General features: G+C 63.8%; 16 protein-coding genes. 13 read left to right on the top strand and 3 right to left on the bottom strand.

The window, feature by feature from the left end:
• Window positions 1-67 precede the first annotated feature (67 nt).
• The 5 genes from RN01_RS09690 (at window position 68) to RN01_RS09670 (ending at window position 7,497) form a co-directional block, all read left to right on the top strand.
• Window positions 68-1,855, top strand: coding sequence for an acyl-CoA dehydrogenase C-terminal domain-containing protein (locus tag RN01_RS09690; protein ID WP_024569487.1), 1,788 nt, complete (start codon window positions 68-70; stop codon window positions 1,853-1,855).
• A gap of 113 nt (window positions 1,856-1,968) precedes the next feature.
• On the top strand, window positions 1,969-4,395 hold the full coding sequence (locus RN01_RS09685; RefSeq protein WP_024569486.1) for a 3-hydroxyacyl-CoA dehydrogenase/enoyl-CoA hydratase family protein: 2,427 nt from the start codon (window positions 1,969-1,971) through the stop codon (window positions 4,393-4,395).
• Between the two features lie 21 nt (window positions 4,396-4,416).
• Window positions 4,417-5,616: an acetyl-CoA C-acyltransferase gene (locus tag RN01_RS09680; protein ID WP_024569485.1), complete on the top strand. Its 1,200-nt coding sequence runs from the start codon at window positions 4,417-4,419 to the stop codon at window positions 5,614-5,616.
• Between the two features lie 113 nt (window positions 5,617-5,729).
• A complete protein-coding gene (locus RN01_RS09675; protein ID WP_017515246.1) occupies window positions 5,730-6,686 on the top strand; it encodes a DegV family protein in 957 nt (318 codons plus the stop codon).
• A 34-nt stretch (window positions 6,687-6,720) separates the two neighbouring features.
• Window positions 6,721-7,497: an enoyl-CoA hydratase gene (locus RN01_RS09670; RefSeq protein WP_017515247.1), complete on the top strand. Its 777-nt coding sequence runs from the start codon at window positions 6,721-6,723 to the stop codon at window positions 7,495-7,497.
• Between the two features lie 81 nt (window positions 7,498-7,578).
• Here RN01_RS09670 and RN01_RS09665 read toward each other — a convergent pair whose 3' ends face one another.
• Window positions 7,579-7,983: an acyl-CoA thioesterase gene (locus RN01_RS09665; RefSeq protein ID WP_008645967.1), complete on the bottom strand. Its 405-nt coding sequence runs from the start codon at window positions 7,981-7,983 to the stop codon at window positions 7,579-7,581.
• 87 nt (window positions 7,984-8,070) lie between these two features.
• Here RN01_RS09665 and RN01_RS09660 point away from each other — a divergent pair, with 87 nt between their 5' ends.
• From RN01_RS09660 to RN01_RS09645, 4 genes are all read left to right on the top strand, one after another.
• The gene (locus RN01_RS09660) at window positions 8,071-9,963 is read left to right on the top strand and encodes an ABC transporter ATP-binding protein/permease (protein WP_017513842.1); all 1,893 of its coding nucleotides are present in this window, start codon (window positions 8,071-8,073) and stop codon (window positions 9,961-9,963) included.
• 182 nt (window positions 9,964-10,145) lie between these two features.
• Complete coding sequence (locus RN01_RS09655) at window positions 10,146-11,204, top strand: ABC transporter substrate-binding protein (protein ID WP_024569484.1); 1,059 nt, start codon at window positions 10,146-10,148, stop codon at window positions 11,202-11,204.
• The gene (locus tag RN01_RS09650) at window positions 11,201-12,046 is read left to right on the top strand and encodes an ABC transporter ATP-binding protein (protein WP_017513843.1); all 846 of its coding nucleotides are present in this window, start codon (window positions 11,201-11,203) and stop codon (window positions 12,044-12,046) included. Before RN01_RS09655 ends, RN01_RS09650 begins: the two co-directional genes overlap by 4 nt.
• Complete coding sequence (locus RN01_RS09645; protein ID WP_017513844.1) at window positions 12,043-12,822, top strand: ABC transporter permease; 780 nt, start codon at window positions 12,043-12,045, stop codon at window positions 12,820-12,822. The genes RN01_RS09650 and RN01_RS09645 overlap by 4 nt, the downstream gene beginning before the upstream one ends.
• A 67-nt stretch (window positions 12,823-12,889) precedes the next feature.
• Here RN01_RS09645 and RN01_RS09640 read toward each other — a convergent pair whose 3' ends face one another.
• Together RN01_RS09640 and RN01_RS09635 are read right to left on the bottom strand one after the other, a co-directional pair.
• Window positions 12,890-13,348 (bottom strand): Lrp/AsnC family transcriptional regulator, encoded by a 459-nt coding sequence (locus tag RN01_RS09640; protein ID WP_011515272.1) that lies wholly within the window; start codon window positions 13,346-13,348, stop codon window positions 12,890-12,892.
• 61 nt (window positions 13,349-13,409) lie between these two features.
• Window positions 13,410-13,964 (bottom strand): cysteine dioxygenase family protein, encoded by a 555-nt coding sequence (locus RN01_RS09635; RefSeq protein WP_017513845.1) that lies wholly within the window; start codon window positions 13,962-13,964, stop codon window positions 13,410-13,412.
• Between the two features lie 177 nt (window positions 13,965-14,141).
• On the opposite strand from RN01_RS09635, the gene RN01_RS09630 reads away from it, so the two are divergent.
• The 4 genes from RN01_RS09630 (at window position 14,142) to RN01_RS09615 (ending at window position 18,525) form a co-directional block, all read left to right on the top strand.
• Window positions 14,142-15,086: a LysR family transcriptional regulator gene (locus RN01_RS09630; RefSeq protein WP_024569482.1), complete on the top strand. Its 945-nt coding sequence runs from the start codon at window positions 14,142-14,144 to the stop codon at window positions 15,084-15,086.
• A 134-nt stretch (window positions 15,087-15,220) separates the two neighbouring features.
• Window positions 15,221-16,528 (top strand): Glu/Leu/Phe/Val dehydrogenase, encoded by a 1,308-nt coding sequence (locus tag RN01_RS09625; RefSeq protein ID WP_011515276.1) that lies wholly within the window; start codon window positions 15,221-15,223, stop codon window positions 16,526-16,528.
• A 303-nt stretch (window positions 16,529-16,831) separates the two neighbouring features.
• Window positions 16,832-17,731, top strand: coding sequence for a glutamate/aspartate ABC transporter substrate-binding protein (locus tag RN01_RS09620; RefSeq protein ID WP_011515277.1), 900 nt, complete (start codon window positions 16,832-16,834; stop codon window positions 17,729-17,731).
• A 65-nt stretch (window positions 17,732-17,796) separates the two neighbouring features.
• Window positions 17,797-18,525, top strand: coding sequence for an amino acid ABC transporter permease (locus RN01_RS09615; RefSeq protein WP_017512923.1), 729 nt, complete (start codon window positions 17,797-17,799; stop codon window positions 18,523-18,525).
• Window positions 18,526-18,529 lie beyond the last annotated feature (4 nt).

Genomic DNA, 18,529 nt, shown 5'->3' with positions numbered 1-18,529 from the left:
GCAATCCCGCTTCAGGGTGTGCGGCTCGCGCGTGTGGTGGCACTAGCAAACCTCCAAGGAGTCTTTGATGGGCCAGTACACCGCACCGTTGCGCGACATGCAGTTCGTGCTCCATGAACTGCTCGGCGCCGAAGCCGAACTCAAGGCGATGCCGCAGCACGCGGACATCGACGTGGACACCATCAACCAGGTGCTCGAGGAAGCCGGCAAGTTCTGCTCCGACGTGGTCTTCCCGCTGAACCAGCCTGGTGACCGTGAAGGCTGCACCTACGTCGGCGACGGCGTGGTGCGCGCGCCCAAGGGCTTCAAGGAGGCCTATCAGCAGTTCGTGGAAGCCGGCTGGCCCGCACTGGCGTGCGATCCGGAGTTTGGCGGCCAGGGTTTGCCGATCATGATCAACAACGCGCTGTACGAGATGCTGAACTCGGCCGGCCAGGCATGGACGATGTATCCGGGCCTGTCGCACGGTGCCTATGAAGCGCTGCACGCGCACGGCACGCCGGAACTGAAGCAGACGTATCTGCCGAAGCTGGTGTCGGGTGTCTGGACGGGCACGATGTGTCTGACCGAGCCGCACTGCGGTACCGATCTCGGCATCCTGCGCAGCAAGGCAGAACCGCAGGCCGATGGCTCGTACTCGATCACCGGCACCAAGATCTTTATCTCGGCCGGCGAGCATGACATGGCCGAGAACATCATCCACCTCGTGCTGGCGCGCCTGCCGGACGCACCTGGCGGCACCAAGGGCATTTCGCTGTTCGTCGTGCCGAAATTCATCCCCGACGCCAGCGGCAACCCGGGCGAGCGCAACGGCATCAAGTGCGGCTCGATCGAACACAAGATGGGCATTCACGGCAACGCCACCTGCGTGATGAACCTCGACGGCGCGCGCGGCTGGATGGTGGGCGAGCCCAACAAGGGCCTGAACGCGATGTTCGTGATGATGAACGCCGCGCGCCTCGGCGTTGGTGCCCAGGGTCTGGGCCTGACCGAGGTGGCCTATCAGAACTCGCTGGCCTACGCGAAGGACCGTCTGCAGATGCGCTCGCTGACTGGCCCGAAGGCACCGGACAAGCCCGCCGACCCGATCATCGTGCACCCGGACGTGCGTCGCATGTTGCTGACGCAAAAGGCCTACGCCGAAGGTGGCCGCGCGTTCGCCTACTGGACCGCGCTGCAGATCGACCGTGAACTGTCGCACCCCGACGAAAGCGTGCGCAAGGAAGCCGGCGACCTCGTGGCGCTGCTGACCCCGGTCATCAAGGCCTTCCTGACCGACAACGCCTTCACCTCGACCAACGAAGGCATGCAGGTGTTCGGCGGCCACGGCTACATCTCCGAGTGGGGCATGGAGCAATACGTGCGCGACGCGCGTATCAACATGATCTACGAAGGCACCAACACGGTTCAGTCGCTGGACCTGCTGGGCCGCAAGGTGCTGGGCGACATGGGCGCCAAGCTGAAGGCCTTCGGCAAGATCGTGCAGACGTTTGTCGAGGAAGAAGGCACGAGCGAGGCGATGCAGGAGTTCGTCAACCCGCTGGCCGACATCGGCGACAAGGTGCAGAAGCTGACGATGGAAATCGGCATGAAGGCGATGGGCAATGCCGACGAAGTGGGTGCTGCCGCCGTGCCGTACCTGCGCGTGGTGGGACACCTCGTGTTCTCGTACTTCTGGGCTCGCATGGCCAAGATCGCCCTGGACAAGCAGGACAGCGGCGACAAGTTCTACACGACCAAGCTGGCCACGGCGCGCTTCTACTTCGCCAAGCTGCTGCCGGAAACCGCGGGCGAGATTCGCAAGGCTCGCGCTGGCGCATCCACGCTGATGGCGCTGGACGCAGATCTGTTCTGATTGGGGTTGCTCCCCTGAGGGTTGTCTCCCTTCTCCCCTGATACGGGAGAAGGGGAGAATCCACCCGCAGCATATTCATCTCTCCTCAAACGCTCACTAGCCAAGGAGCGCGCATGTCCAATTTCATCGTCAAGAAAGTCGCTGTGCTCGGTGCTGGCGTCATGGGGGCGCAGATTGCCGCCCATCTGATCAACGCCCGCGTTCCCGTCATCCTGTTCGACCTGCCGGCCAAGGAAGGCCCGAAGAACGGTATCGCCGATCGCGCGATCGAGAACCTGAAGAAGCTTTCGCCCGCGCCGCTCGGCATCAAGGAAGAGGCCGGCCTGATTCGCGCCGCCAACTACGAGGACGACATCGCCCTGCTCAAGGAGTGCGACGTGGTGATCGAGGCGATCGCCGAGCGCATGGACTGGAAGCATGACCTCTACAAGAAGGTGTCGCCGCATCTCGCGCCGAACGCGATCTTCGCCACGAACACGTCGGGCCTGTCGATCACGGCGCTGTCCGAGGGCTTCGATGCCGATCTGAAGTCGCGCTTCTGCGGTGTGCACTTCTTCAATCCGCCGCGCTACATGCACCTGGTGGAGCTGATCCCGACCGCGACGACCAAGCCGGAGATTCTCGACCGTCTGGAATCGTTCCTGACCACGTCGCTGGGCAAGGGCGTCGTGCGCGCCAAGGACACGCCGAACTTCATCGCCAACCGTGTCGGCATCTTCTCGATCCTGGCCGTGTTCGCCGAGGCCGAGAAGTTCGGCATTCCGTTCGATATCGTCGACGACCTGACCGGTACCAAGCTGGGCCGCGCCAAGTCGGCCACGTTCCGCACCGCCGACGTGGTCGGCCTGGACACGATGGCGCACGTCATCAAGACGATGCAGGACAACCTGACCGATGACCCGTTCGCGCCGGTGTACAAGACGCCGGCCGTGCTGAAGGGGCTGGTGGATGCCGGCGCGCTGGGCCAGAAGACCGGCGCCGGTTTCTACAAGAAGGAAGGCAAGGCGATCAAGGTGCTGGACGCCAAGTCTGGCCAGTACGTCGAGTCCGGCAAGAAGGCCGACGAGATCGTCGTGCGCATCCTGAAGAAGGAACCGGCCGAACGTATCAAGCTGCTGCGTGAATCGACCAATCCGCAGGCTCAGTTCCTGTGGGGCGTGTTCCGTGACGTGTTCCACTACATCGCCGTCTATCTCGAGCAGATCGCCGGTTCGGCCGCCGATATCGACCTGGCCATTCGCTGGGGCTTCGGCTGGAACTCGGGACCATTCGAAGACTGGCAGGCCGCTGGCTGGAAGCAGGTGGCCGAGTGGGTCAAGGAAGATGTCGAGGCAGGCAAGGCGCTGTCGAACGCTCCGCTGCCGGCATGGGTGCTGAACGGCGCCGTGGCCGAGAACGGTGGCGTGCACGGCGCGCAGGGTTCGTGGTCGCCGGCGGCCAGTGCATTCGTCAAGCGTGCCGAATTGCCGGTTTATCAGCGCCAGGTGTTCCGTGCCGCGCTGAAGGGTACCGATTCGCCCGATCCGCGCCGTGCCGGCAAAACGATCGAGGAGAACGATGGTGCGCGCATCTGGACCACTGATGGTGCCGACGATGTGCTCGTGATCTCGTTCAAGAGCAAGATGAACACGGTTGGCCCGGATGTGCTCGATACCATCGTGCGCGCCGTGGAACTGGCCGAAGCCAGCTACAAGGGTCTGGTGGTGTGGCAACCGACGTCGCTGCAACTAGGCGCGCCGGGTGGTCCGTTCTCGGCGGGTGCCAACCTGGAAGCCGCGATGCCGGCCTTCATGATGGGCGGTGCCAAGGGCATCGAGCCGTTCGTCAAGAAGTTCCAGGACACGATGATGCGCGTGAAGTACGCGGCGGTGCCGGTGGTGCCGGCCGTGTCGGGCATCGCGCTCGGCGGTGGCTGCGAACTGATGCTGCATTCCGCGAAGCGGGTGGTGGCGCTGGAAAGCTATGTTGGCCTCGTCGAGGTGGGCGTGGGGCTGGTGCCGGCCGGCGGTGGCCTCAAGGAAGCCGCGATCGCAGCCGCCAAGGCCGCGCAGGCAGCGGGCAGCACGAACTACCTGAACTTCATCACCAATCGCTTCCAGGCAGCGGCGATGGCCAAGGTGTCGTCGTCGGCGCTCGACGCGCAGAAGATCGGCTACGTCCAGCCGACCGACACGATCGTCTACAACGTCCATGAACTGCTGTACGTGGCGCAGAACGAAGTGCGCGCGCTGGCCAACGCCGGCTATCGCGCGCCGCTGCCGGGCCAGCTGATTCCGGTGGCTGGCCGCTCGGGCATCGCCACGATCAAGGCATCGCTGGTCAACATGCGTGACGGCAACTTCATCTCGGCGCACGACTTCCTGATTGCCTCGCGCATCGCGGAAGTGGTTTGCGGCGGCGACGTGGAGGCTGGCTCGCTGGTCAGCGAAGACTGGCTGCTGGCGCTGGAGCGCCGCGCATTCATCGACCTGCTGGGCAACGGCAAGACCCAGGAGCGGATCATGGGAATGCTGCAGACGGGCAAGCCGGTGCGCAACTAATCAGGCCAACGAGGAACCGACATCATGAAACAACTGCAAGACGCATACATTGTCGCGGCTACCCGTTCGCCGATCGGCAAGGCCCCGAAGGGCGCTTTCAAGAACACCCGTCCCGATGATCTGCTGGCCACGATCCTGCAAGCGGCCGTGGCCCAGGTGCCGAGCCTGGACCCCGCGCTGATCGAGGACGCCATTGTCGGCTGCGCGATTCCCGAAGCGCAGCAGGGCCTGAACGTGGCGCGTATCGGCGCGCTGCTGGCCGGCCTGCCCAACACCGTGGGCGGCATTACCGTGAACCGCTTCTGCGCGTCGGGCCTGTCGGCCGTGGCAATGGCTGCGGACCGTATCCGCGTGGGCGAATCGGATGTAATGATCGCCGCCGGCGTGGAGTCGATGAGCATGGTGCCGATGATGGGCAACTCGCCGTCGATGTCGCCTTCGATCTTCGAACGCGACGAGAACATCGGCATTGCCTACGGCATGGGTCTGACGGCCGAGAAGGTGGCCACGCAGTGGAAGGTCAGCCGCGAGGACCAGGATGCGTTCTCGCTGGCATCGCACCAGAAGGCCGTCGCCGCGCAGCAGGCTGGCGAATTCAAGGACGAAATTACCCCGATTGAGGTAGTTGAGCGGTTCCCGGATCTCGCGTCTGGTCAGATCAACGTCAAGACGCGTACTATTTCGCTGGACGAGGGACCGCGTCCCGATACGTCGGTGGAAGGGCTTGGCAAGCTGCGCGCGGTGTTCGCCAACAAGGGCAGCGTGACGGCTGGCAATAGCTCGCAGACGTCCGATGGTGCCGGCGCGCTGATCCTGGTTTCGGAGAAGATCCTCAAGCAGTTCAACCTGGTGCCGCTGGCCCGTTTCGTATCGTTCGCGGTGCGTGGCGTGCCGCCGGAGATCATGGGGATCGGTCCGAAGGCAGCGATTCCGGCTGCGCTGAAGGCCGCTGGCCTGACGCAGGACCAGATCGACTGGATCGAACTGAACGAAGCGTTTGCCGCGCAATCGCTGGCGGTGATGCGTGATCTGGAACTTGACCCGGCCAAGGTCAACCGGATGGGCGGCGCCATCGCGCTGGGCCACCCGCTCGGCGCGACCGGAGCGATCCGTTCGGCCACCGTGGTGCACGCGCTGCGTCGCCACAACATGAAGTACGGCATGGTGACCATGTGCGTGGGCACGGGCATGGGCGCAGCCGGGATTTTCGAGCGCGTATAAATAAAACGCGCCAGGGACGGCCCGACGGGTGGGCTGTCCCGACCTTCGATCAGGTGAGGAAATGCATGGACACGGAGATGCCAACACACTGAAACCGAGGGGAGAACAATAATATGCAGGAGACCGCCATTCTGGCCGACGCGGCGTGTGACATGCCGCGCGCGATGATGGACGCGCTAGGCGTCCGCACGATTCCATTCCGCATCCGGGCCGGCGACCGCTTCGTGGTCGACACCCGCGACGAAGCCGAGCTTCCAAACCTGTACCAGAAGTATCTGGTCGGCAAGCAGGACCACTACGCGGAATCGATCCCGCTGCTCGAGCGCGAGCTGGAAGACCATTTGCTCAAGAACGTGGTGGCCGGTTGTGACCGGGCCATTTTGCTGACCATCGCCAGCAGCCGCAGCAAGCTGTATTCGAATGCCACCGGCGCGGTGGTCGGTACTGTCGCGCGCAGTTTCAAGTTGCGCAAGGATGCCGGCCGCAGCGGGCTGTTCGACCTGACCGTGATCGACACCGGCGCCATTGGCCCGGGCCAGGCGCTGATCGTGCGCGAGGCTGCGCGAATGCTCGCCGACGGCGCCAGTGCGGCATCCGTGGTCGACGCGGTTGAGAACCGCCTGCGCGATGCGGCCCACATGTTCCTGATTCCCGACGAACTGCTCTACATGTACACGCGTGCCAAGCTCAAGGGCGAGAACAGCATCACGTGGAGCCGCTACATGCTTGGCAGCGCGTTCAACATCCGCCCGGTAATCCATATGCACCGGGGCGTCACCCAGGCCATTGCCAAGGCGCGTGGCAATGAAGAGGGCGTTCGCCGGCTGCTCTCCCACGTCGAAGCCTGCATTCGCGCCGACAGCCTGCTGACGCCGGCCGTGGCCGCGTGCTATGCGGGCGATATCGACGAGGTGGAAGCGCTGCCGGCCTGGCAATCCTTGAAGCACATCGCCGCATCGCGCAACGTGGAGCTGATGCTGGCGCCGATGAGCCTGACCGTCGCGCTAAACGTGGGAGCGGGCGCGTTCGGCTTGAGTTATCTTTCCGAAGCGCCGCCACCGTTCGTGTGATCGGCTTCCTTCTCAAAACGGAGACGAGGTAGAAATGAGCATTGCAACCAGCATCGACCAGGGCGTACTGACCATTGGCTTCGATCGCATCGACAAGAAGAACGCGATCACCGCGGCGATGTACCAGACCATGGCCGACGCGCTGCGCGCCGCCGAGACCGACGCCGCGGTACGCGTCATCGTGATCGAAGGCAAGCCGGAAGTCTTCACGGCGGGCAACGACATCGAGGACTTCCTGAAGCGCCCGCCGACCAACGGCGCCGATGGCGCGCCGGCACCGGTGTTCCAGTTCCTCCAGGCCATCAGCCGGGCGACCAAGCCCATCGTGGCATCGGTCAGCGGCGCGGCCGTTGGCATCGGCACCACGCTGCTGCTGCATTGCGATCTCGTCTACGCATCCGAGACGGCAAAGCTGGCGCTGCCGTTCGCCCAACTCGGCCTCTGCCCGGAGGCGGCGTCGAGCCTGCTGTTGCCGCGCATGGTCGGCTATCAGCGCGCCGCCGAGAAGCTGCTGCTTGGCGAGGCATTCAGCGCGCAGGAAGCCTTCGAGATCGGTCTGGTGACGAAGGTGCTGCCGGTGGCGGAACTGCAGGGTTATGTGCGTCAGCAGGCGGCCAAGCTGGCGGTGCTACCGGCGTCGTCGCTGCGCGAAACCAAGCGCCTGATGAAGGGCGATGACGCGGCTGTCGTGGAAAAGAAGATGCTTGAGGAGGGCGAGGTGTTCCGCCGCATGCTGGTGGCGCCGGAAGCGAAGGAGGCCTTTACGGCATTCTTCGAGAAGCGCAAGCCGGATTTCTCGAAATTCAGCTAAGGCGAAGCAAGGTGTAGCTTGTTTGCGTCCCTCTCCCATGCGATGGGAGAGAGGCAGCGGAGAGGAGAGAACGCTCTGCGATCAAGCCGCCGGCAACACCCTCGGTTGCCGGCTCTCGTCGGTGGCCACGTAAGTCAGCGTGGCCTCCGTCACTTTCACGATCTCGTTGGCGTGGCGCATCCGTTGCGCGTAGACCTCCACGGAGACCGTTATCGACGTGCGGCCCGTCTTGACGATGTCGGCATAGAAGCTGACCAGATCGCCGACGAACACCGGATTCTTGAACAGGAACGAATTCACAGCCACGGTGGCCACGCGGCCTTGCGCGCGCTCCACGGCGGGGATCGATCCGGCCATGTCCACCTGCGACATGATCCACCCGCCGAACACATCGCCGTGTACGTTGGCGTCGGCCGGCATCGGCACCACGCGCAGCGCGGGATTCTTGCCGGAAGGGAGTTCGGGAACAAAGCTGGAAGTGGTCATGGCGGGTCTTTTGGGGCGGATGAAGCGGAGGCCAGCCGGGTTGTCGGATCTCTGCGACAATCGCGGCATTGGCCCGAATTCTAACGTATGCGCCGCTATTCCACGACCGCCGAGCCCGCCCCCGCCGAGCCGGCAAATTCGCTGTTCCAGGGCGGCGGCGCGCGCCGCAGTGACTGGCAGACCGTTCGCAACCTGCTCCCCTACGTCTGGCACTACAAGTGGCGCGTGATGCTGGCGCTTACCTGCCTGGTCGCCGCCAAGGTGGCCAACCTGGGCGTGCCGGTGCTGATGAAGAAGCTGGTCGACAGCATGAACATCGCGCCTGGCGATCCGGCGGCGTTGCTGGCCGTGCCAGTGGGATTGATTGTTGGCTACGGCCTGTTGCGCCTATCGAGCACGCTGTTCACCGAGTTGCGTGAAATCCTCTTCTCGAAGGTCACGCAGAGCGCGGTGAGAGAGATCGCGCTGCAGGTGTTCCGCCATTTGCACGCGCTGTCGCTGCGCTTCCATCTGGATCGGCAGACCGGGGGGATGAGCCGGGACATCGAGCGCGGGACGCGCGGCATCCAGTCCCTGATCTCGTACTCGCTGTACAGCATCCTGCCCACGCTGGTCGAGATGTCGCTAGTGATCGGCTTCTTCGTTGTGCGCTACGACATCTGGTTCGCCGCGATCACGATCTGTGCGCTGGCTGGCTACATCGTGTTCACGATCGTCGTGACCGAATGGCGCACGCATTTCCGGCGCAAGATGAACGAGCTCGACTCGCGTGCCAACCAGAAGGCAATCGACTCGCTGCTGAACTTCGAGACCGTGAAATATTTCGGGAACGAGGAGTACGAGGCACACCGCTACGACGAGAACCTGCGTACCTATCGCACGGCGGCAATCCGTTCGCAGAACTCGCTGTCGTTCCTGAATTTCGGCCAGCAGGCGATCATCGCCCTGGGCCTGATCCTGATCCTGTGGCGTGCCACGGTGGGCGTTGCCGCCGGCAAGCTCACGCTTGGTGACCTCGTGCTGGTCAACACGCTGATGATCCAGCTCTATATCCCGCTCAACTTCCTGGGCGTGATCTATCGCGAGATCAAGCAGGCCACCACCGATATGGACCGCATGTTCGTGCTGCTCGGCACGCAACAGGAGGTGGCCGACACGCCCGGCGCGCCGGTGCTCGACGTCAACGGCGCCGAGGTGCGCTTCCGCCATGTCGGCTTTGGCTACGAGAAGAACCGCGTGATTCTCGATGACGTCGATTTCACGATCGCGGCGGGGACGACAACGGCCGTGGTCGGCCACAGCGGCTCGGGCAAGTCCACGCTCGCGCGGCTACTGTTCCGCTTCTACGACGTCACGCGGGGCAGCATCGAGGTCGATGGGCAGGACATCCGCAAGGTGCGGCAGGTCAGCCTGCGTGCGTCGATCGGCATCGTGCCGCAGGACACCGTGCTGTTTAATGACAGCATCTACTACAACATCGCCTATGGCCGCCCGGAGGCCACGCGCGAGGAAGTCATCGAGGCAGCGCGCGCCGCGCAGATCGACACCTTTATCAGCGAATTGCCGCAGGGCTACGACACGCCCGTGGGCGAGCGGGGCCTGAAGCTGTCCGGCGGCGAGAAGCAACGAGTTGCCATCGCGCGCACGCTGCTGAAGAACCCGCCGATTCTGGTATTCGACGAAGCCACGTCGGCGCTCGACTCCCGCACCGAACAGGCGATCCAGTCGGAACTGATGCGGCTGGCGCAGAATCGCACCACGCTGCTGATCGCGCACCGGCTATCGACCGTGGTGCACGCCGACCAGATTCTTGTGATGGACCGTGGACGCATCATCGAGCGCGGCACCCATGCCGAACTGATGCGGGCCAATGGCCACTACGCCGAGATGTGGCAGATCCAGGCGCGCAACGCGGCGGAGGGCTCGCCCGATGCCGACGCGCTGGCGATCGATGTGGGCGACGCCACGCAGGATGCATAGCGCAAGGCATCGATTGTCGACAATCGATGCCAGCAACCGCGACTGAAAACTGTCCGCGCACAATCCTGGTTCGTCATTGCGCCACTGGCGCGCCTTGCCCCGGTGCATGAGCGCCGCCTGAAAAGCTGGCACGCCACTTGCGAAAAGCCCTCTCCAGAGAGATCAACTACTGGAGAAGGTCCATGCCGCAATCCCCTCTGCGCCGTCATCTGCTGAAGCTGTGCACAGTCATGGGCACCACCATGGTGCTGTCGACACTCTGCGCGGGCACCGCGCAGGCGCAGACCGCGACGAAGATCCGCTTTCAGCTCGACTGGCGCTTTGAAGGGCCATCTGCGCTGTTCCTGCTTGGCGAGCAGAAGGGCTACTACAAGGCCGAGAAGCTCGACGTGTCGATCGACGCCGGCAACGGATCGGGCAACGTGGTCAATCGCGTGGCCTCTGGCACGTACGACATGGGTTTTGCCGATCTGGCATCGGTGATGGAGTTCTACGGCAACAACCCGGACGCGAAGAACAAGCCGGTGGCCGTGATGATGGTCTACAACAATACGCCGGCCGCGGTGCTGGCGCTGAAGAAGTCCGGCATTCGCGCGCCGAAGGACCTGACCGGCAAGAAGCTCGGCGCCCCGGTATTCGATGCCGGCCGCCGCGCGTTCCCGATCTTCGCCAAGGCCAACGGGCTGCAGGCGGCGTCGTTCAACTGGCAGGCGATGGATCCGACGCTGCGCGAGACCATGCTGACGCGTGGCGATCTCGATGCGATCACCGGCTTCTCGTTCACGTCGATCCTGAATCTCAATGCGCGCGGCGTGAAGGATGAGGACATCGTCGTGCTCCCGTATCCGCAGTACGGCGTGAAGCTGTATGGCAACGCGATCATTGCGTCGGAGCAGTTTCTGAAGGCCCACCCTGAAGCGGTCAAGGCCTTCCTGCGGGCGTTCGCGAAGTCGGCGAAGGACGTGATCGCGAACCCGGAAGAGGGGATCAAGGCCGTGAAGGCGCGCGACGGGATCATCGACGAGAAGCTTGAAGTTCGCCGGCTGAAGATGGCGCTCGACGCGGTGGTCAAGTCGCCCGACGCGAAGGCGGAGGGATTCGGGCGCGTCAACAAGCCGCGGCTGTCGCTGATGGCATCCCAGGTGGCCGACGCCTTCGCCACCAAGGGGCGTATCAATCCCGATGCGCTGTGGACCGATGCCTACCTGCCGTCGGCAGCCGAACTGGATGTCCTGCGATGATGGCCCGGCAAGCGCTTCACCCCGCCACCGGCGGGGCCTCCCCCGCTACCCGGCCATTCGTCGATTTCAATCGCGTCTGGCTGGCCTACGACGACGATCTGGCGCGGCGCGGGGAGTTCGCGGTCGAGGATATCTCGCTGCAGGCCGACGAAGGCGAGTTCATCGCCATCGTCGGCCCCTCTGGATGCGGCAAGTCGACGTTCATGAAACTGGCTACCGGCCTGCGGCAGGCCACGCGTGGTGCGGTCAGCATCAACGGTGAGAAAGTCAGCGGGCCGCTCAAGCAGGTGGGCATGGCTTTCCAGGCGCCGACGCTGCTGCCATGGCGCACCACGCTCGACAACGTGATGCTGCCGCTCGAGATCGTCGAGCCGTACCGCTCGACCATGCGCGCGAAGCGCGGCGAGTATGTGGCGCGTGCCCGCGATCTGCTGAAGACGGTCGGGCTTGCTGGCTACGAGGACAAGTATCCGTGGCAACTTTCGGGCGGCATGCAGCAGCGGGCGTCGATTTGCCGGGCGCTGATCCATCAGCCGCGAATGCTGCTACTGGATGAGCCGTTCGGCGCGCTCGACGCGTTCACGCGCGAGGAACTCTGGTGCGTGCTGCGGGACCTCTGGCAGGCGCAGCGCTTCAACGTGATCCTCGTCACGCACGATCTGCGCGAGGCCGTGTTCCTGGCCGATACCGTGTACGTCATGAGCGCGCGGCCGGGGCGCATCCTGCTGCGCCGGGAGATCGACCTGCCGCGCCCGCGTCCGCTCGATGTCACCTATTCCGAACCCTTCGCCGAACGCGTGCACGAGTTGCGCGAGAAGATCGGCCACGTCAGGCAGCAATGATCATGAACACGATGTCTTCGATTCAGGCAAAGCGCGTGCAGCGTGTGGCCCCGTGGCTGTTGCTGGGTGCGTTCCTGTTGCTGTGGCAGGTGGCGTGTCTCGCGTTCAACGTGTCGGACTTCATCTTGCCGAGCCCGTCTTCGATTGTCGCGTCGATGACCGAGTATGGCGACGTAATCGCCGCTCACGCGTGGCGGACCTTCTGGACCACGATGGTCGGCTTCGGCCTGGCCATCGTGGTGGGCGTGGTGCTCGGCATGCTGATGGGATCGTCGAAGCTGGCGTACGCGGCGACCTATCCGCTGATGACGGCCTTCAACGCGCTGCCGAAGGCGGCGTTCGTGCCGATCCTGGTGGTGTGGTTTGGGCTTGGCGCCGGGCCGGCGATCCTGACCGCGTTCCTGATCTCGTTCTTCCCGATCATGGTCAATATCGCGACGGGGCTGGCGACACTCGAACCCGAACTCGAGGACGTACTGCGCGTGCTCGGCGCCAAGCGTCGCGACGTGCTGCTGAAGGTGGGCCTGCCCCGCGCGATGCCGTTCTTCTTCGCCTCGCTGAAGGTGGCGATCACGCTTGCGTTCGTCGGCACCACGGTGTCGGAGATGAACGCCGCCAACGAAGGAATCGGCTATCTGCTCGTGTCCGCAGGATCGGCCATGAAGATGCCGCTGGCGTTCGCCGGTCTCGTCGTCATCGCGATCATGGCGATGGGCATGTATGAGCTGTTCTCGGTGCTGGAGAAACGGATGACGGGCTGGGCGCATCGGGGGTGAGGCTTCGGTGTTTCTCCGCTCTCCCGCTCCGGGGGAGAGCGGACCGGCTTCTCTGAAGCCTGACCCGCTACGCGTAATCCAGCGGCAGCGCCGTCGTGTACTTGATCTGCTCCATCGCGAAGCTGGAACTGACGTCAGCAAGCTCGGTGCCCTGGATCAGCTTCTTGTACACGGCGTCATAGGCGGCGATATCGGGCACCACCACGCGCAGCAGGTAGTCGGTATCGCCCGCCATGCGATAGAACTCCGTGACTTCCGGGATCGACGCCACCAGCCCGTGGAAGGTCTTGAGCCATTTCTCGCTGTGCTGGTTGGTGCGGACCGAGACGAAGACGGTCACCCCGACGTTCAGCTTGGCGGGGTCGAGCAGCGCCACGCGCTTGCGGATGATGCCGGACTCTTCCAGCTTTTGGACTCGGCGCCAGCAGGGCGTCGATGTCAGGCCGACCTGTTCGCCGATCTCGGCGACGGGCACGGTGGCGTCCTCCTGCAGAATGCTGAGGATCTGGCGGTCATAACGGTCCATGGGGTCTCGCAATCAAGGGGGGAAGGGGTGCCTGGCACCCGCCGCCCTTGCGGTGCGAGTGTCAGCTGACGACGGTGTCCACCAGCAGGTTGACGCCGGTGGAGATGCGGCTCTGTTCCACGCCGTAGATGTGCAGCGAGACGGTGACGTCGTCGCTGGCATTGCCGAGGGCGTGGATGTGTTGCAGGCCGGCCGGCACGCTGAACGTATCGCCGGCTTCGCGCGTCACGGCGCCGACCTGCGACGCCGTGCGGCTTTCCGGATCCCAGCGGTAGTGCCGTTCGTACATGGTGCCGCGCAGCACGCGATAGGCGCACCACGTGCGATGGCCGTGCACCGGGCTGAACTGGCCGGGACGCCAGACCAGCAGCATCACGGAAAAGCGTTCGAACGGGTCGGCGTGGACCAGATGGCGGGTGTAGGTATCCGGGCTGCCTTCCAGCGCGCCCGGCGGCAGGCTGGCCAGCAGCGTTTCCGCATCGGGCAGGCTCGCGGCGACCTGTTCGGCGACCATGCGGGCGTTCTTGGCCAGGGTGGCTTCGATTCCGCTGGTGAACGGCGTCAGTGGCGACGGTTCTGGGGCGCCGGAGCTGGCGCAAGGGGCGGAGGTTTGCATGGCGAGCTCTTCTTGGTGGTGTTATGGCTTCCATCATAGGAGGACCCTCCGAGCACAATGATGCAAATTTCAGTCTGGAATGGATTGGAATTGTAATCCTGTTCTACTGGTTGCGCATTTTTGAGAATGATCTTGCGCGCCGTGCGTCCGGGCGGGCGCCGGGTGATAATCCGCGCCATGGAAATCAAATGGCTTGAAGACTTCGTCAGCCTGGCCGAGACGCACAGCTTCTCGCGCTCGGCGGAACTGCGGCATGTCACGCAGCCGGCATTCTCGCGTCGGATCCAGTCGCTCGAGGCGTGGGTCGGCACCGAACTGATCGACCGTTCGAGCTATCCCACCAGCCTGACGGCCGCCGGCAAGGTGTTCTATGAACAGGCGCTGGCGATGCTGGCGCAGGTCAGCGAGACGCGGGCGTTAATGCGCGGCCAGCGCTCGGCCAACGCGCAGGTGCTGGAATTCGCGGTGCCGCACACGCTGTCGCTGACGTTTTTCCCGGAGTGGCTCAAGGGGGTCGAGCGCAAGGTCGGCACGCTGCCATGCCGGCTGCGGGCGCTGAACGTGCACGACGCGGTGCTGATGCTCGTCGAAGGTGGGTGCGACCTCGTCATGGTCTATCACCACTCGCGCCAGGCCATCCAGCTCGACCCGGCGCACTACGACATGCTGGTGCTCGGCACCGAGCGCCTGTCTCCCTATAGCGTCCCCGATGCGTCCGGCCGCCCGCTGTTCCGGATGCCCGGCACCGACAAGAAGCCGGTGCCGTACCTGAGCTACACGCCCAATGCCTTCCTTGGCCGCATGGTGGACATGCTGCTGGCCGAATCGCCGGAAACGCTCAAGCTCGACAAATGCTATGAGACTGATATGGCCGAGGCGCTCAAGGTAATGGCGCTGGCCGGGCATGGCATGGCCTTCCTGCCCGAGAGCGCGGTACGCGAGGACGTGGCCGCCGGCCGGCTGGTACGGGCCGATGCCGCGAAGGGCTTGCCCCAGTCGATCGACATGGAAATCCGGCTCTATCGCGAACGGCCGCCGGAACACGCCAACGAGCGGCGCGGCAGCCAGCAGCGCCGCAAGCGCCAGCTCGTGGACAAGATCTGGGCGGCGCTGACCTCGTAAAAAACCCATTTCGGGGCAGGGGTAATGGTTATGCGAGTCTTGCATAACCCTGCATGGGCGGATAATCAAACGGCATTGGATTCGGGGATGGGGCCGCCGATATGCTCCGTGTCACCTTTACTCGGGACCCAACGATGTCTTCCGCAGCACCGACGCAAAACGTCTCCAATGGTCATACCCTGCCTTCGTACCTGAACGCCGACAACCTCGGCCCGTGGGGGATCTACCTGCAGCAAGTCGACCGTGTCACGCCCTACCTGGGCTCGCTGGCACGCTGGGTGGAAACCCTGAAGCGCCCGAAGCGCGCGATGATCGTCGACGTACCCATCGAACTCGACAACGGCACGATCGCCCACTTCGAGGGCTATCGCGTGCAGCACAACCTGTCGCGCGGCCCGGGCAAGGGCGGCGTCCGCTTCCACCAGGACGTGACGCTGTCCGAGGTGATGGCGCTGTCGGCCTGGATGTCGGTCAAGAATGCGGCCGTGAACGTGCCGTACGGCGGCGCCAAGGGCGGTATCCGCGTTGACCCGCGCACCCTTTCGCACGGCGAACTGGAACGCCTGACCCGCCGGTACACGAGCGAAATCAACATCATCATCGGACCGAGCAAGGACATTCCCGCCCCGGACGTGAACACCAACGCCCAGGTCATGGCCTGGATGATGGATACCTACTCGATGAACTCGGGCAGCACGGCCACCGGCGTGGTGACCGGCAAGCCGATCTCGCTGGGCGGTTCGCTGGGTCGTCATGAAGCCACGGGCCGCGGTGTGTTCGTCGTCGGTTCCGAGGCGGCCCGCAACCTGGGCATGGACGTCAAGGGTGCGCGCGTGGCGGTGCAGGGCTTCGGCAACGTGGGTGCCGTGGCAGCCAAGCTGTTCCATGAGGCGGGCGCGACGGTGGTGGCGGTGCAGGACCATCGCACCACGCTGTTCGACCCGGCCGGCCTGGACGTGCCGAAGATGATGGAGTACGCGTCGCACAGCGGAACGATCGAAGGCTACCGCGCCGAGGTCATCTCCACCGAGCAGTTCTGGGAAGTCGATTGCGACATCCTGATCCCGGCCGCGCTGGAAGGGCAACTGACCGCCAGCAATGCGCCGAAGATCAAGGCGAAGCTGGTGATCGAGGGCGCCAACGGCCCGACTACGCCCGAGGCCGACGATATCCTCCGCGAGCGCAATATCCTGGTTTGCCCGGACGTGATCGCCAACGCCGGCGGCGTGACCGTGTCGTACTTCGAATGGGTGCAGGATTTCTCGAGCTTCTTCTGGACCGAAGAGGAGATCAACGAGCGCCTGGTACGGATCATGCAAGAGGCCTTCCGGGCAATCTGGCAGGTTGCCCAGGACAACAAGGTCACGTTGCGGACGGCTGCGTTTATCGTTGCCTGTACGCGTATTCTGCAGGCGCGCGAAATGCGCGGCCTGTATCCCTGATGAGGCAGGGTTCCCGGTGGGCGGCTGGTGCTGCGACGCAGCAAGGTTGCCCATTGCCTGGATGACACCGAAACGCGGCGACTGGTTTGTTCCAGTCGCCGCGTTTTTATTTCCGGGGCTTGCGGGGGAACAAGGCCATGTGGGCAGTTGTGTCTCGATTTGGCGCATCGCCGCGAATCTGTGCTCTAACTTGCCCCAATTAGGGGAATACCCGTTGTGCTGGGTGGCGAGCTAAGCAATACTGTTTCGTCGGTGGGACATTTGATACAGTCCCGCCTTTCTCTTCATGGTCAAGGAGATGTTATGAATGTAGCCAAGCTGGCTGGCCTGATGATCGCCGCAGGCGTCCTGTGCGGTAACGCGCAGGCCGCAGAGCAGCTCACGGGCACGCTGCAGAAGATCAAGGATACGGGTGTCATCACGCTGGGCGTGCGCGATTCGTCGATTCCTTTCAACTACAACCTGGGCGGCGTGCGTCAGGTGGGCTATTCCTACGATATCAATATGAAGATCGTGGAAGCCATCAAGGACCAGCTCAAGCTGCCGAACCTGCAGGTCAAGGAAATCCCGATCACGTCGCAGAACCGCATCACGCTGCTGCAGAACGGCACGATCGACATCGAGTGCGGCTCCACGACCAATAATCTGGAGCGCCAGAAGCAGGTCTCCTTCACCGACACGATCTTCATCATCGGCACGCGCATCATGGTGAAGAAGGACGGCGGCATCAAGGATTGGGCCGACCTGAAGGGCAAGAACGTGGTGACCACCGCCGGCACGACGTCCGAGCGCCTGCTGCGCAAGATGAACGATGACCAGAAGCTGGGCATGAACATCATCAGCACCAAGGATCATGGCCAGTCGTTCCTGACGCTGGAATCGGGCCGTGCCGTGGCATTCATGATGGACGACGCGCTGCTCTACGGCGAGCGCGCCAAGGCCAAGAACCCGAACGACTGGATCGTGGTGGGCAAGCCGCAATCGCGCGAAGCCTATGGTTGCATGATCCGCAAGGATGATGCGCCGTTCAAGAAGGTGTCCGATCAGGTGATCGCCGGCCTGATGAAGGATGGCTCGATCAACACGATGTACACCAAGTGGTTCATGCAGCCGGTGCCGCCGAAGGGCCTGAACCTGGACTTCCCGCTGTCTGACGATATGAAGGCGCTCTTCAAGACTCCGAACGACAAGGCACTCGACTGATCCCCACGATTGGAGCAGTGCGAAACGGAAGGAGCAGTCCTTCCGTTTCTTTTTGAGGACGCATCATGGATTACGCTTTTCATTGGGGAGTCTTCCTCGAGCAGGCGGCGGCGAACGAGACCTACCTGGACTGGATGATTTCCGGTCTCAAGGTGACGATCGCGCTTGGCCTGTCCTCGTGGATCATCGCTCTCGCCATCGGATCGGTGCTGGGTGTGCTGCGCACCGTGCCGAACAAGTGGCTGTCGGGGATCGCCGCTACCTACGTCGAGATCTTCCGGAACATTCCGCTGCTGGTGCAGCTTTTCATCTGGTACTTCGTCGGCCCCGAACTGCTGCCCGGCGGCGAGACGATCAAGCAGATGAATCCGTTCACCCAGCAGTTCCTGGCCGCCATGCTCTGTCTGGGTACCTTCACGGCCGCCCGGGTTTGCGAACAGGTGCGCTCGGGTATCAACTCGCTGCCGCGCGGCCAGAAGAACGCCGGCCTGGCGATGGGTTTCACGCTGCCGCAGACGTATCGCTACGTGCTGCTGCCGATGGCATTCCGCGTTATCGTGCCGCCGCTGACTTCCGAGTTTCTGAACATCTTCAAGAACTCGGCCGTGGCGTCGACGATCGGTCTGCTGGAACTGGCCGCGCAGGGGCGCCAGCTGGTGGACTACACCGCGCGCCCGTATGAGTCGTTCATCGCCGTCACGGTGCTGTATGCGCTCATCAACTTCACCGTGATGCTGATCATGCGCTGGGTGGAACGTCGCACCCGCGTGCCCGGCTTCATCGGTGGCAAGTAAGGAG

Source organism: Cupriavidus sp. SHE, from assembly GCF_000812445.1.
Classification (GTDB): Bacteria; Pseudomonadota; Gammaproteobacteria; order Burkholderiales; family Burkholderiaceae; genus Cupriavidus; species Cupriavidus metallidurans.
Note: the sequence above shows the minus strand (reverse complement) of the source record. Positions and strands in the feature narration are given on the sequence as shown.

What these genes read in the sequence shown, in the direction of transcription:
- RN01_RS09690 (WP_024569487.1), top strand. Translation starts at nt 68, where the DNA reads ATGGGCCAGTACACCGCACCGTTGCGCGACATGCAGTTCGTGCTCCAT.
- RN01_RS09685 (WP_024569486.1), top strand. Translation starts at nt 1,969, where the DNA reads ATGTCCAATTTCATCGTCAAGAAAGTCGCTGTGCTCGGTGCTGGCGTC.
- RN01_RS09675 (WP_017515246.1), top strand. Translation starts at nt 5,730, where the DNA reads ATGCAGGAGACCGCCATTCTGGCCGACGCGGCGTGTGACATGCCGCGC.
- RN01_RS09670 (WP_017515247.1), top strand. Translation starts at nt 6,721, where the DNA reads ATGAGCATTGCAACCAGCATCGACCAGGGCGTACTGACCATTGGCTTC.
- RN01_RS09665 (WP_008645967.1), bottom strand. Translation starts at nt 7,983, where the DNA reads ATGACCACTTCCAGCTTTGTTCCCGAACTCCCTTCCGGCAAGAATCCC.
- RN01_RS09660 (WP_017513842.1), top strand. Translation starts at nt 8,071, where the DNA reads ATGCGCCGCTATTCCACGACCGCCGAGCCCGCCCCCGCCGAGCCGGCA.
- RN01_RS09655 (WP_024569484.1), top strand. Translation starts at nt 10,146, where the DNA reads ATGCCGCAATCCCCTCTGCGCCGTCATCTGCTGAAGCTGTGCACAGTC.
- RN01_RS09650 (WP_017513843.1), top strand. Translation starts at nt 11,201, where the DNA reads ATGATGGCCCGGCAAGCGCTTCACCCCGCCACCGGCGGGGCCTCCCCC.
- RN01_RS09645 (WP_017513844.1), top strand. Translation starts at nt 12,043, where the DNA reads ATGATCATGAACACGATGTCTTCGATTCAGGCAAAGCGCGTGCAGCGT.
- RN01_RS09640 (WP_011515272.1), bottom strand. Translation starts at nt 13,348, where the DNA reads ATGGACCGTTATGACCGCCAGATCCTCAGCATTCTGCAGGAGGACGCC.
- RN01_RS09635 (WP_017513845.1), bottom strand. Translation starts at nt 13,964, where the DNA reads ATGCAAACCTCCGCCCCTTGCGCCAGCTCCGGCGCCCCAGAACCGTCG.
- RN01_RS09630 (WP_024569482.1), top strand. Translation starts at nt 14,142, where the DNA reads ATGGAAATCAAATGGCTTGAAGACTTCGTCAGCCTGGCCGAGACGCAC.
- RN01_RS09625 (WP_011515276.1), top strand. Translation starts at nt 15,221, where the DNA reads ATGTCTTCCGCAGCACCGACGCAAAACGTCTCCAATGGTCATACCCTG.
- RN01_RS09620 (WP_011515277.1), top strand. Translation starts at nt 16,832, where the DNA reads ATGAATGTAGCCAAGCTGGCTGGCCTGATGATCGCCGCAGGCGTCCTG.
- RN01_RS09615 (WP_017512923.1), top strand. Translation starts at nt 17,797, where the DNA reads ATGGATTACGCTTTTCATTGGGGAGTCTTCCTCGAGCAGGCGGCGGCG.